At 64.5% G+C, this 13,036-nt stretch carries 13 protein-coding genes; 10 read left to right on the top strand and 3 right to left on the bottom strand.

What is annotated here, in order from left to right; translation table 11 throughout:
- The first annotated feature begins 39 nt into the window (after positions 1-39).
- From B7449_RS18400 to B7449_RS18380, 5 genes are all read left to right on the top strand, one after another.
- Positions 40-954, top strand: coding sequence for a glycosyltransferase family 9 protein (locus tag B7449_RS18400; RefSeq protein ID WP_039735646.1), 915 nt, complete (start codon positions 40-42; stop codon positions 952-954).
- A 213-nt stretch (positions 955-1,167) separates the two neighbouring features.
- Positions 1,168-1,863 (top strand): hypothetical protein, encoded by a 696-nt coding sequence (locus B7449_RS18395; RefSeq protein WP_039735647.1) that lies wholly within the window; start codon positions 1,168-1,170, stop codon positions 1,861-1,863.
- A gap of 40 nt (positions 1,864-1,903) precedes the next feature.
- Positions 1,904-3,277 (top strand): PQQ-binding-like beta-propeller repeat protein, encoded by a 1,374-nt coding sequence (locus B7449_RS18390; RefSeq protein ID WP_039735650.1) that lies wholly within the window; start codon positions 1,904-1,906, stop codon positions 3,275-3,277.
- Positions 3,278-3,293: 16 nt separating this feature from the next.
- Complete coding sequence (gene der / locus B7449_RS18385; RefSeq protein WP_039735651.1) at positions 3,294-4,715, top strand: ribosome biogenesis GTPase Der; 1,422 nt, start codon at positions 3,294-3,296, stop codon at positions 4,713-4,715.
- A 108-nt stretch (positions 4,716-4,823) separates the two neighbouring features.
- Positions 4,824-5,423, top strand: a complete 600-nt coding sequence (locus B7449_RS18380; RefSeq protein ID WP_039735652.1) for a nicotinamidase — start codon at positions 4,824-4,826, stop codon at positions 5,421-5,423.
- A 99-nt stretch (positions 5,424-5,522) separates the two neighbouring features.
- Here the strand turns inward: B7449_RS18380 and B7449_RS18375 are convergent, their stop codons facing one another.
- On the bottom strand, positions 5,523-6,866 hold the full coding sequence (locus tag B7449_RS18375) for a GntT/GntP/DsdX family permease (protein ID WP_039735662.1): 1,344 nt from the start codon (positions 6,864-6,866) through the stop codon (positions 5,523-5,525).
- Positions 6,867-7,074: 208 nt separating this feature from the next.
- On the opposite strand from B7449_RS18375, the gene B7449_RS18370 reads away from it, so the two are divergent.
- Positions 7,075-7,824: a dienelactone hydrolase family protein gene (locus B7449_RS18370; protein ID WP_039735653.1), complete on the top strand. Its 750-nt coding sequence runs from the start codon at positions 7,075-7,077 to the stop codon at positions 7,822-7,824.
- On the opposite strand, the gene ubiA is transcribed toward B7449_RS18370, so the two are convergent.
- Complete coding sequence (gene ubiA / locus B7449_RS18365) at positions 7,814-8,731, bottom strand: 4-hydroxybenzoate octaprenyltransferase (protein ID WP_039735655.1); 918 nt, start codon at positions 8,729-8,731, stop codon at positions 7,814-7,816. The two genes, B7449_RS18370 and ubiA, sit on opposite strands and share 11 nt — an antisense overlap.
- A 168-nt stretch (positions 8,732-8,899) precedes the next feature.
- On the opposite strand from ubiA, the gene B7449_RS18360 reads away from it, so the two are divergent.
- The 4 genes from B7449_RS18360 (at position 8,900) to B7449_RS18345 (ending at position 12,949) form a co-directional block, all read left to right on the top strand.
- Positions 8,900-9,625, top strand: coding sequence for a 16S rRNA (uracil(1498)-N(3))-methyltransferase (locus B7449_RS18360; RefSeq protein WP_039735656.1), 726 nt, complete (start codon positions 8,900-8,902; stop codon positions 9,623-9,625).
- Positions 9,626-9,718: 93 nt separating this feature from the next.
- Positions 9,719-11,131 (top strand): glutamate--cysteine ligase, encoded by a 1,413-nt coding sequence (locus B7449_RS18355; protein ID WP_039735663.1) that lies wholly within the window; start codon positions 9,719-9,721, stop codon positions 11,129-11,131.
- Between the two features lie 142 nt (positions 11,132-11,273).
- Positions 11,274-12,230, top strand: coding sequence for an iron exporter MbfA (gene mbfA / locus B7449_RS18350; protein WP_039735657.1), 957 nt, complete (start codon positions 11,274-11,276; stop codon positions 12,228-12,230).
- A 74-nt stretch (positions 12,231-12,304) separates the two neighbouring features.
- Entirely contained in the window at positions 12,305-12,949 is a 645-nt protein-coding gene (locus B7449_RS18345) for a LolA family protein (RefSeq protein ID WP_039735664.1), read from the top strand.
- Between the two features lie 6 nt (positions 12,950-12,955).
- Here B7449_RS18345 and B7449_RS24615 read toward each other — a convergent pair.
- Positions 12,956-13,036: hypothetical protein (locus B7449_RS24615; RefSeq protein ID WP_408734936.1), on the bottom strand; the 81-nt coding region annotated here is incomplete at its 5' end.

Raw genomic sequence — 13,036 nt, 5'->3', positions numbered from 1 at the left:
AGGTTGGCACACAGGCAAAACCTGACTAGCACCACGAAAATGCATATCCTGTTCATCACATCCACCCGGCTGGGGGATGCCATCCTGTCCACCGGGCTGCTGGACACCCTGCTGCGGCGCTATCCGCAGGCGGACTTCACCATTGCCTGCGGGCCGGTGGCCGCTGGTCTGTTCGCGCATATGCCGCGCCGCGTGCGCACCATAGAAATGGTCAAGCAGCCATGGGACCGTCACTGGCTGGAACTGTGGCGGCAGTGCAGGGGGACGAAATGGGATCTGTGCGTGGACCTGCGTGGGTCGGTTGTCAGCTATTTCCTGCGGGTGGGCAAACGTCATGTCATGCGGGGCGGGCGCAGGCCGGGGCGGCGTATTACCCATATCGGCAACCTGCTGGGCCTTGACCCCGCACCCCTGCCGGTCACGTGGACGAGCGCCCGGGAGCGCACGCAGGCGGCTTCCATGCTGCCTGATGGGCCACGCTGGATCGCCCTTGGCCCGACGGCCAACTGGGATGGCAAGATCTGGCCTGCCGAGCGGTTTGTCGCGGTGTTCCGGGCGCTGCATGCGGATGATCCATCCCTGCGTCCCGTAATCCTGTATGGCCCCGGGGCGGCCGAGCGCACCCGCGCGCAGGCGGTGCTGGACCAGTTGCCCGATGCGCTGGATACGGGGGGCGGGCTGTCGGTCACGCAGGTGGCGGCGCTGCTGGCGCGGTGCACGCTGTTCATTGGCAATGATTCGGGGCTTATGCACCTTGCGGCGGCATGCGGTATTCCCACGCTGGGCCTGTTCGGGCGCAGCCGGGCGTCGGAATATGCGCCCGCCGGCCCGTGGGCGCGGGTGGCCATGGCCCCCGGGCCGGTGGGCGACGCCCCGATGGAAGGGCTGGCCACGGCGCAGGTCGTGACTGCCGCAAGGACGCTGCTGCGGGACAGATGGGGATGGAAACGGTGAAAAACCCGAACTTTTTGCATTTCCGCCCCGCTTACGGCTGGCGGTGGAAAACGGCCCGGTCTATGTGATCGGACAGGCATGATGGCCCGGGACGGCGCATGGCCCCTGAACAGGGTGGTTTGCCGTGCCGTTTCAGGCCGGATATGCTGGGGCCGACAAACACGACGCGCCGTGCGCATGGCGCCGCGCAAGCGAGCAGGGAACGACAGGAACGTGGCTGACGACATCTTCACGGAAGTCGATGAGGAAATCCGTGCCGAACGCATCCGGGCGCTGGCGCGCCGCTATCTGGCTGTCGCGGGCGCCGTGGTCGCGGTGGTATGCATCGGGGCCGGGGGGTGGCAGTATTCCGTCTCCCGCGCGCACAAGGCGGATGCAGCGGTCTCGGCAGCCTATTTCACTGCAATGCAGGACGCCACCCGCGCGCCCGACAATGCGGGTACTGATGGTGCGCTGACCGCACGGCAGAAAACCGGCCTGCAGGAACTTGCGGCGCTGGACGGCAGGGCACGGCCGCCGCTGCGCATCCTCGCGCGCATGGAACGCGCCGCATTGCTGGCCGGTAGCGGCAGCCTGCCCGCGGCCCTTGCCCTGTGGGATGGCGTGGCGCAGGAACATGCCACCGACCCGGTCATTGCCTCGCTCGCCAGCCTGCTGTGGGTCCAGCATCAGATCGACAGTGGCGATCCCGCCACCCTGCGCTCGCGCCTTGCGGTGCTGGATGGCGCGGGCCAGCCATGGCGCGCCCAGGCTATCGAGGCCGAGGCCATGCTTGACCTGCGCACCGGTAAGGAAGCGGACGCGCGCGCGCGGCTGGAACGTCTGACCATGGACATGTCCGTAACCGATGGCGTGCGCAACCGCGCGGAAGCCATGCTGCAGACAATGGGGGCTGACGCAGGTGGCTAGCCCGACCCATGACACCCCCATGCCCACAGACAGGAAGACCATGAAAACAGCCCTGAGCCGCCGCCACGCGTTACTTGGTGCCGGGGCTGCGCTGCTGCCCGCCCTGGCCGCCTGTTCCAGTGCGCAGAAAAAGAAGCCGCTGCTGATCGGGCATCGTTCCGACGTGCTGCATACCACGGCGGGCCTGACCGTTGATTCGGACGAAACGCAGGCGGTGACCGTGCCTGCGCCAGTGGCGGTGAACAACTGGCCACAGTCCGGCGTGGTGGCCAGCCATGTCGGCATGGATATCGCATGGCGTGGCGAGATGCGCCACCAGTGGACCCACGATATCGGGGCGGGCATTTCCGAACCCGATCCCCTGTATTACGTCGCCCTTGGCAATAGCGGGCGTGGCATCATCCAGGCCCCGCCGGTGGTGCAGAACGGACGACTGTTCGTCATGGACGCGCAGGGCGTGATCCGGGCCTATCACTGGCCGGCCATGCGCAAGCTGTGGGAATACAACCCCAAGCCGCGCAAGATGCAGTCGGACAACCTGGGCGGTGGCCTGAGCGTTGACGGGGATACGCTGTACATCGTCGATGGCATTGGCCAGGCGCTGGCGGTGGACGCCGCGACGGGCAAGCTGAAATGGCGGGTCAATATCCAGGCCCCCGGCCGTTCCGCGCCAACCATTGACAACGGCCGCCTGTTCCTTGGCACCATTGACGAACACCTGTACTGCCTGGATGCCGAAAACGGCAATGTCCTGTGGACATATGCCGCGACGGGTGCCGACACCATCATCTATGGCCAGCCGGCCCCGGCCGTGGCGGACGGGGTGGTTCTGGCCGGTTTCGGTTCGGGCGACCTTGTGGCCCTGCGCGCGGAAGGGGGCGAGGTCGTGTGGGCTGACACATTGGGCAGCACCAATGGGCAGCAGGCGCTGATCGACTTTTCATGCGTGCATGGCATGCCGGTCATTTCCGATGGTACGGCCTATGCCATAAGCACCGGCGCGGTGCTGGTGGCCATTGACATGCGTTCGGGCCGCAGGCTGTGGGAACGTGGCATCTCGGGACAGAATACGCCGCTGGTGATCGGGGACTGGATATTCATCATCTCCATGGACCAGCAGGTGGCCTGCCTTGACCGGCTTTCGGGCCATGTGCGCTGGATCACGCAGCTGCGCCAGTATGAAAACGCCGACAAGCAGAAGCGCGGCATCGTATGGAACGGTCCGCTGCTGGCAGGGGGCAAACTGGTGTTCATTTCCAGCTTCCCCGAAAACGGGGTTGCCATCATTGATCCGGCGCAGGGACATATCGAATCCCTGCACAAATTGCCCGGTCAGGTAACGACCGCGCCCATCGTGGTCGATAATCTGCTGTTGCTGCTGGACAATAGCGGCTACCTTATCGCCTATAGCTAAAAAGAAAGTTGCCGCAGTGAGTTCATCTTTTCCATCCGCGCCAGTGGATGCGCTGCCGGTTGTCGTGATCGCGGGCAGGCCAAATGTTGGCAAGTCGACCATTTTCAACCGGCTGGTCGGACGCAGGCAGGCGCTTGTGGCCGACACCCCCGGCGTAACCCGCGACCGCAAGGAAGGGCAGGCGACCGTGCGTGGCCGCGCCATTCGCATCATTGATACGGCAGGGCTGGAAGAAGCCGCGCCCGATACGCTGTACGGGCGCATGCGGGCATCGTCCGAATCCGCAGTGGCGGATGCCGATCTCGTGCTGTTCTGCATTGACGCGCGCAGTGGCCTGACCCCCGCGGATGAGCATTTCGCCAACTGGCTGCGCCGTCAGGGCCGCCCGGTGCTGCTGATCGCCAACAAGGCGGAAGGACGGCAGGGGGCTGCTGCCGCCATGGAGGCGTTCTCGCTGGGGCTTGGCGCACCGCTGGCCATCTCTGCCGAGCATGGGGAAGGCGTGGCTGACCTCATGTCCGAAATAGCGGACCGCCTGCCCCCAACCGATCTGCCGCCCGTACAGAAACCCACGCGCCGCAGCCGTCGTGAACAGGCGGAAGGCGAGGAGGAGGATGTCCGTCCCCCCGGTCCGCTGCGCCTTGCCATCGTGGGGCGCCCCAATGCGGGCAAATCCACGCTGCTCAACCGCCTGCTGGGCGAGGAGCGGATGATTACCGGCCCGGAACCGGGGCTTACGCGCGATTCCATTGCCGTCATGCTGCATGATGACCAGGGCCCGATCCAGCTGGTCGATACGGCGGGGCTGCGGCGCAAGGCGCGGATTGACGAGACGCTGGAGAAGATGTCCGTTTCCGCCTCGATCGAGGCGCTGAAAATGGCGGAGGTCGTCATCCTCGTGCTGGATGCGACGCTGGGCGTGCATGAGCAGGACCTGCAGATCGCCCGCCTGATCGAGCGTGAAGGCCGATGCTGCGTGCTGGCGCTGAACAAGTGGGATGCAGTGGAAGACCGGGCTGCGACGCGGCAGGCCATCAAGGACCGTATCGAGACGTCGCTTGCACAGATGCGCGGCATTCCCGTTGTCGCGTTTTCCGCCATGACGGGGGCCGGGATCAACAAGCTGCTGCCCACCGTGCGCCGCGCCTATGATATATGGAACCGCCGCGTGCCGACCGGCGCGCTGAATCGCTGGTTTGAAATGATGGTCGAGCGTCATCCGCCGCCGCTGGTCGATGGGCGCAGGCTCAAGCTGCGCTACATCACGCAGGCCAAGGCCCGTCCGCCCACGTTTATCGTGTTCGGCACCCGCACCGACCAGCTGCCCGAGGATTACCAGCGTTATCTGGTCAATGGCCTGCGTGAAACCTTTGACCTGCCCGGCACGCCGATCCGGCTGCTGCTACGGGCATCGAACAACCCTTACGCCAAAGGCTAGGCACAGGATCCGGACGGCCCGCCCGTCCGGATTTTGCGTTTCTGGCGCCTTGTCAGGTCCGGTCGTAGTACATATGGCCCTGGCCGTCATGGGGAGGAAAGACAGATCATGTCCCTGCGCATATCTACCACGGACGCCCTGCTGATCATCGACATGCAGGGCGATTTCATGCCCGGCGGCCCCCTTGGCGTGCCGGGTGCGGATATGCTGCCTTCCCTGATCAACCCGTTATGCGACCTGCCGTTCGGGGCGATTGTCGCAACGCAGGACTGGCACCCGCCGGGGCATGTGTCCTTTGCGGGGCGGGGCGGTCCGTGGCTCGTGCATTGCGTGGCCGGAACGCCGGGGGCCGAACTGTCGCCCGCGCTGGAGCAGGCGCATATTGGCGTGGTGCTGCGCAAGGGGCTGCATCCCGATATCGACAGCTATTCCGCCTTTGAAGACAACGACCATGCCAGCCGTACCGGACTGGATGGCCTGCTGAAGGGCAGGGGAATCACCCGTGTCTTCGTGGTGGGCGTTGCGCTGGATTACTGCGTGGCTGCGACCGCGCGCGATGCGGTGCGGGCGGGATTTGCCACCTTCGTCCTGCCTGACGCCTGTCGTGCCGTGCAGCAGGCCCCGGCTGCGGCACTGGCCAAGCTGGGCATGGAAGGGGTCGACCATGCGCAGGCGGCGGACGTGCTGGCCCATAACTGCAGGAATTAAAAAAGATCCCTGCCGGGGCTTTGTTCAAAAATCTGCGTCAGATGCCGTCTTTGCCGAAAAAAAGGCAGTTCCAACCGTCATTTGAATATGATGTCCAGACTATCCGATCACCAGTGACAGCAGCAGCGCGAATACCAGTCCCAGCACGGCGATCAGCGTCTCGATCACCGACCATGTCTTTATGGTCTGGCCAACCGACAGGCCAAGATATTCCTTGATCTGCCAGAAGCCCGCATCATTCAGCGGCCCCAGCGCCACGGACCCGGCCCCGGTCACGATCACCATCAGTTCGGGCGACGCGGCATGGGTGCGCAGCAGGATCGGGCCGACAATGCCGGCTGCCGTGCTCATGGCCACGGTGGCGGACCCGGTGGCCACGCGCACCACCACCGCCAGCAGCCATGCCAGCACCAGCAGCGGCACATGCGCCCCCACCGCAAGGTCGGTAATGGCTGACGACACGCCGCTATCGACCAGTTCCTGACCGAATCCGCCGCCCGCGCCGACCAGCAGCATGATCAGGGCGGTGGGGGCGAGGCAGTCATTGGTGAATTTCAGGATGGTTTCCCGGCTGAACCCGCGCGCCGCGCCAAAGACCTGGAATGACAGCAGCGTCGCCAGCGCCAGTGCGATGTCGGTATTGCCGATAAAGTGCAGCGCATTGTTCAGGGGCGTATGGGCCGCAGCCAGCATGTCCGCCATCGACCCCACCAGCATCAGGATGACGGGGGACAGGATGGTCATGACCGTCAGCCCGAAACCGGGCATGTTTTCGGGCAGGTCATGGTTGACGAACTGCGCTTCCAGCGCTGATGGCTGGACCGGCCCGATCCGCCCGGCGATGAAGCGGGCGTAAATCGGTCCCGCAAGGGCGGCCACCGGCGTGCCGATCACGATTCCCCACAGGATCGTGCGCCCGATATCCGCATGATAGGCCGACAGCGCCAGCAGCGTTGCCGGGTGGGGCGGGATCATGGCATGCGTGACCGACAGCGCGGCCCCCATGGGCAGCGCCAGCAGCAGCAGGGGCGTGTTGGTGCGCCGCGCCAGTGTAAAGGCCAGCGGGATCAGCAGGACGAACCCGACCTCGAAAAACACCGGCAGGCCCACCAGCAGCCCGATCACCATCATGGCCCAGCTGACGCGTTTCGTGCCGGCAAGGCTGGTGATCGTGACCGCGATCCGGTCTGCCCCGCCCGATTCCGCCAGCATCTTGCCCAGCATGGTGCCCAGCGCGATGACCGTCGCGACATGCCCCAGCACGTGGCCCGCGCCGGTTTCGAATGACGTGATGGCCTTCTGCGGTGGCATGCCCGCACCCAGCGCCAGCGCCAGCGAAACGGCGAACAGCACGATGAACGGATTGATCTTGAAACGGGCAATCAGAACCACGACGGCTATGATCGCCAGCGATGCGAGGGAGAGGGCGAAGAGGGATGACATCATGGTTTCTGTAACGAATTCATGCCCTATACAGGCCGGTGATCCCCCGTGCTGTCAACGTTGGAAGCTTTTTCTGCGCAATATTTGAACAAAAATACCCTATTTTTCAGACCTGATATTACACCATCGTCATGGTCATGGCCCCTCGGTGGCGTGTCCGGATGCTGTTATCATGCCCCTTTTGGCCCTATGGAGCAGGAGCACAGCGATGATCATTCTTTCGGACGAGACAGCCGACATCCCGACACCATCAGGCATGATGCGGATGCATGTTTTCCGTCCCGCCATCGCGGGGCGCTTTCCCGGGATCGTGCTGTTTTCGGAAATCTATCAGGTGACGGCCCCCATCCGCAGGCTTGCAGCCATGATGGCCGGGCTGGGGCATGTTGTGTGCGTGCCCGAGGTTTATCATGAATACGAACCTGCAGGCACCGTGCTGGCTTATGACAAGCCGGGCACGGACCGGGGCAATTTCCTGAAGCATGAAAAATCGCTTGCCGCCTATGACCATGATGCCCGTGCGGCGCTGGACTGGCTGGCGGCGTACCCGCACTGCACCGGCGCGCTGGCCACGATGGGTGTCTGCCTTGGCGGACATCTGGCGTTTCGTGCCGCCCTTGATCCGCGCGTGCGCGCGACGGTGTGTTTCTATGCCACCGACATCCATGCCCACAGCCTGGGTCACGGGAAATGCGATGATACGCTGGCGCGGGTCGGGGAGATGAAGGGGGAGGCGTTCCTTGTCTGGGGGCGGCAGGACCCGCATGTGCCCTTTGCAGGAAGGCAGATGATCCGCGAGGCGCTGGAACAGGCGCAGGTATGTTACGAATGGCATGAATTCAATGCCCAGCATGCGTTCCTGCGCGATGAAGGGCATCGTTACGATTCCGCCCTGTTCCTGCAGTGCATGGACATGGCCCGGACCTTCCTGGGCCGTATCATGCATCTCAGCGCGTAAGCATGCCCGCCAGAATGGCCAGCGCAATGACAAGGCCGGTTTCACGGTTGAAGCGGAACAGGCGCAGGCACCCGGCGGGATCACGTTCGTCCAGCCGGCTGACCTGCCATGCCAGCAGTACGGCGGGCAGGGGCAGCGCCAGCCAGAACCCGTAACCGGTATGGGCAAGCCACCCCGCCGCGGCCAGTCCCGCAACTGTCAGGGCATAGCACGCGCCCACGAACAGCCGCGCATGCCCGGCCATGAGACGGGACGTGGACCGTACCCCGATACGGGCATCATCCTCCATGTCCTGAAAACCGTAGATCGTATCGAAGCCAAGCTGCCAGACGATGGTGGCGGCATACAGGGCGCACAGGGCGGTATCGATCCGGTCCGCCGCCGCCGTATAGCCCAGCGGCGCGCCAAAGCCGAACGTGAACCCCATGACCAGCTGCGGCCACCACGTCACCCGCTTGGCCAGCGGATACAGCCCCACAAGGACAAGCGAGGACGCGCCCAGCACCTGTGACAGGGTATTGAGGTTCATGAGGATGTTGAACCCGATCAGCAGCAGGGCGGCCAGGAACAGCGCCGCTTCCCGCATCGACAGCGCGCCCGACGCCAGCGGGCGGCCCGCCGTGCGCGCAACCTGCCGGTCAATGTCGCGGTCCCACATGTCGTTGACCACGCAGCCCGCGCCGCGCATTACGACACTGCCGATACCGAACAGCACGATCAGGAAAATACGTTGCGATGCCGGCACGCCCGCCGGCAGCATGATGCCCCATACGCCGGGCAGGAACAGCAGCCATGTGCCAATGGGCCGGTCCAGCCGCGCCAGCAGCGCATACGGGCGCAGGCGCGCGGGCAGGCGGCCGATCCAGCCATCCACCCGGATGTCCGTATGGGGTACTGGCTGGTCCACGGGTGCAACTCCTTCGGGCTTGATCGCGCCAGCGGGACAGGGTTTGCCGGTGACGGATCGCCCCGTGGCTGCTAATGGCGAAACAGATGGGCCGGAAGACCCCGTCGGGTCAAGACCGGCCCCGGCGTTATGTTCAAGTGCGACAAGTGCGAAAGGTTACCGTCAGGCATGAGGGATTGCCCGCGACTGTTCATTTCCCCCGAAACGACCGCCCCGATGGCACCCGGTGGCATGCTGGATCTGGAACCGGGGCAGGCCCATTACCTTGGCACCGTCATGCGCCAGCAGGTGGGGGCGGCGGTCGCGGTCTTCAACGCGCGTGACGGGGAATGGCGCGGCGTGATCGACCATCTGCGCCGGGACCGCTGTCGCATCCGGCTGGCGGAGCGGACCCGTGCGCCCCGGCCCACGCTGGGGCTGGGCCTGCTGTTCGCGCCGCTCAAGCGTGATGCGACCGAAACGGTCATCCGCATGGGAACCGAACTGGGGGTCACGCATTTCCGCCCCGTGGTCAGCGAACGCACCAATACCCATCGCATCAATGCCGCCCGGCTGGAAAGCATCGCGGTCGAGGCGGCCGAACAGTGCGAACGCCTCGACGTGCCCGCGATCGACCCGCTGGCGGACCTGCCACTGGTGCTGTCCCGGTGGCCGGACGGTGTAACCCTGTTCGCCGCCCTTGAACGCAGCGAGGCCCCGGCCACCCCCGTCGCGGCCTGCCCGGGGGACTGTGTGCTGATTGGCCCCGAAGGCGGTTTTTCCCCGCGGGAGCATGACATCCTGCGTGGTCGTGCGTTTGTCAGGCCGCTGTCGCTTGGCGGGCTTGTGCTGCGGGCGGATACCGCGGCGGCGGCGGCGCTGGCTCTTGTCGGGGCTGGCCTCAAGGCCGTATGAGGGATGGGTCAATAAACACCTGCCCCCTCCGGCATGCGCGTTCAGCCTGTCGCCGGCGTTAATCTGACTGTCATTGAGGATATTGCCCCCGCCATGTCGAATCCCGGCGCGCATAATTCAAACGTAATCGAATCATTTGACCAGATGGTCGCAGTCCTGGCGGCTGGCGCCCGGCCGCGCCCGGAATGGCGGATCGGCACGGAACATGAAAAATTCGGTTTTGTCCGCCCTGACGCCGCAACGCCGGATCGCAGGCCCTGGTCCTCGCCACCCTATGCCCCACAGGGGATCGAAGCCCTGCTGCGTGGCCTGGCGGCGGAAGAAGGGGGGAAGCGGTGGGAAGAAATCATCGACCGTGACGCGCTGATCGGGCTGAAGGGGCAGATGGACGCGAAAGGCAGTTCGATTTCGCTGGAACCGGGCGGGCAGTTCGAACTGTCCGGCGCGCCGCTGGCGTCCCTGCACGAAACCGGGTCCGAAATGACGCGCCACTTCACGGCCATCCGCCCGATCTGTGAGGGGCTGGGCATCGGGTTCGCACCGCTGGGGTTTCACCCCACGGCGCGGCGGTCGGATATTCCGTGGATGCCCAAGAGCCGTTACGCCATCATGCGCAACTACATGCCCAAGGTGGGAACGCTGGGGCTGGACATGATGCTGCGTACCTGCACGGTGCAGGTCAATCTTGATTTCGGGTCCGAGGCGGACATGGCGCGCAAGATGCGGGTCTCGCTGGCGTTGCAGCCGGTGGCGACGGCGCTGTTCGCCAGTTCGCCTTTCTATGAAGGGCATCCCAACGGCTTCCTGTCCAACCGTGCGCGGATCTGGACCGATACCGATAACGCGCGCGCGGGCATGCCACGCCGTTTTCTGGAAGACGGCTTCAGCTTTGCATCCTACGTGGACTGGCTGCTGGATGTGCCGATGTATTTCGTCACCCGCGATGACCGGATGATTGATGTCGCGGGCAGTTCGTTCCGGGGCTGGCTGGAAGGGCGCTGCCCGCCGGGACTGGAGGGCCAGCGTCCGACGATCGGGGATTTCGAGGACCACCTGACCACGGCGTTCCCCGATGTGCGGCTCAAGCAGTTCCTGGAAATGCGGGGCGCGGATGCCGGGACGCCTGCCATGATGCTGGCGCAGTCGGCATTGTGGACCGGGCTGCTGTATGACGACGCCACCCTGCACGCCGCGGAACGGCTGGTGTTGGAACACGGGTGGGATGATTACATCGCCATTCGCGGCGCGGTGCCGCGCACCGGGCTGGAGACGCCATGGGGGCAGGGTACGTTGCGCGCACTGGCCGCGCGCATGGTCGAACTGGCGACTGATGGGCTGCGGGCGCGCAATATCAGGGATGCGCAGGGACGTGACGAAACCTGTTACCTGGCCCCCCTGCACGCAATCGCGGCGGGTGGTCCCACGCAGGCGGAAGCATGGCTTGCGGCCTATCATGGCCGGTGGCAGGGGGATGTTACCCGTATCTTTGCCGAGGCTGCGGTCTGACGCGGGAGAACGGTGTATCTACAGTAAATGTAATCGAGAAGCATAATCAGTTTCGATTATTACTTCGCAAATATAACTGATAATTATTTTTAACTTTACAATATTCTTGAGGTGACGCAGGAATTTATGCATAGACTGGATAATGCGTAAATTCTCGTCCCTGACTGATCAGGAAATTCTCGCGCTGGCCATCTCCAATGAGGAGGAAGACGGGCGCATCTATTCCGATTTTGCTTACGCGGTCCGGGAAAAATATCCCGATACGTCCAAGATATTCACCGACATGTCGGCGGAGGAAGACAGCCACCGCAGGGACCTGATCGACCTGTACGCCCGGCGGTTCGGTCCCCATATCCCGCTGATCCGCCGTCAGGACATTGCGGATTTCATCGTGCGCAAGCCCGCATGGCAGGTCCAGACGCAGGGGATCGAGGCCGTGCGCCAGCATGCCCGGCAGATGGAAATGGATGCCGCGCGCTTCTACCGTCAGGCCGCGCTGCGCACCACCGATGCCATTACGCGCAGGCTGCTGGGCGATCTGGCCCATGCCGAGGACCGGCATGAACAGGCCGCCAATGCGATCGAACTGGACCGCCTGCCCCTGAACAAGCGCGAAAGCGAAGACGAGGACGCCCGCCGCCGCTTCGTGCTGCAGGTCATCCAGCCCGGTCTGGTCGGCCTGATGGACGGGTCGGTGTCCACGCTGGCCCCCGTCTTTGCCGCGGCGTTCGCCACGCACCTGCCATGGAATGCCTTTCTGGTCGGCATGGCGGCGTCGGTCGGGGCGGGGATTTCCATGGGCTTTGCCGAAGCCCTGTCCGATGATGGCAAGCTGTCGGGCCGTGGCGCGCCGCTGCTGCGCGGGCTGATATGCGGGCTCATGACCACGGCGGGGGGGATCGGCCATACACTGCCGTTCCTGATCAATGATTTTTCGGCGGCGATGGTCGCGGCGGTGATCGTGGTGGTGATCGAACTGTTCGTGATTTCATGGATACGCTGGCGGTATCAGGAAACACCGTTCGGGTCGGCTGTCGTGCAGATCGTGCTTGGCGGCCTGCTGGTGTTTGCCGCCGGTGTGCTGATTGGCAGTTCCTGATCCGCCTGCCTTGATATTACCCCCATGATGGGGCACCAGTGGGCGGCTACTTCGTGCATGGATCATCCCGTATCATGAAATTCCATCCTACCCTTGCCGCCTGTGGTCTCGCCTGCCTGCTGACTGCCGGTAGCCCGTTATCCATCGCCCATGCGCAGGAACAGATGGCCGTTGGCGCATCGGATCAGGACCATGCCCTGCTGGAGCGTGTTGAACGGCACCTGGATGCGATCAGTCTGCTGAAGGCCCGTTTCCGCCAGACCGCGCCGGATGGCAAGCAGAGCACGGGGACCGCGTGGATCGACCGGACGAATCGGCGCATGCGATTCCAGTATGATCCGCCCAGCCCGCTGCTGCTGGTCGCCAATCATGATCAGGTCGTCTTCAACGACAGCCAGCTGGACCAGACCACCACCATGCCCATGGAAAAGACACCGCTGGGCCTGCTGCTGCGTCCGCACCTCCAGTTATCGGGGGATGTGACGGTCACCGGCCTGTCGCATGATGGCAATGTGCTGGAGATTACGCTGGTGCGTACCGATTCCCCCGGCGATGGCAGCATGACGCTGATTTTCCATGACAGCCCGCTGCTGCTGCGCGGCTGGATCATTCAGGACGCCCAGCAGGAAACCACGCGTGTCGACCTGCTCGATGCCTCGACCGGTGGCGCCATGCCGCCGGATTCGCTGTTCAGCACCGACCTGCCCGAACAGCACTGACCCCGGTCATGACCCCTGCGGCCCACGTGCGAGTTCCAGCGCGCGGGCATAGACCGTGCGGCGGGGCAGGCTGGTAATACCCGCCAC

Source organism: Komagataeibacter intermedius TF2 (genome assembly GCF_000964425.1).
GTDB classification, from domain to species: Bacteria; Pseudomonadota; Alphaproteobacteria; order Acetobacterales; family Acetobacteraceae; genus Komagataeibacter; species Komagataeibacter intermedius.
The sequence above is the reverse complement of the archived record's forward strand: the minus strand, read 5'-3'. Positions and strand labels throughout refer to the sequence as shown.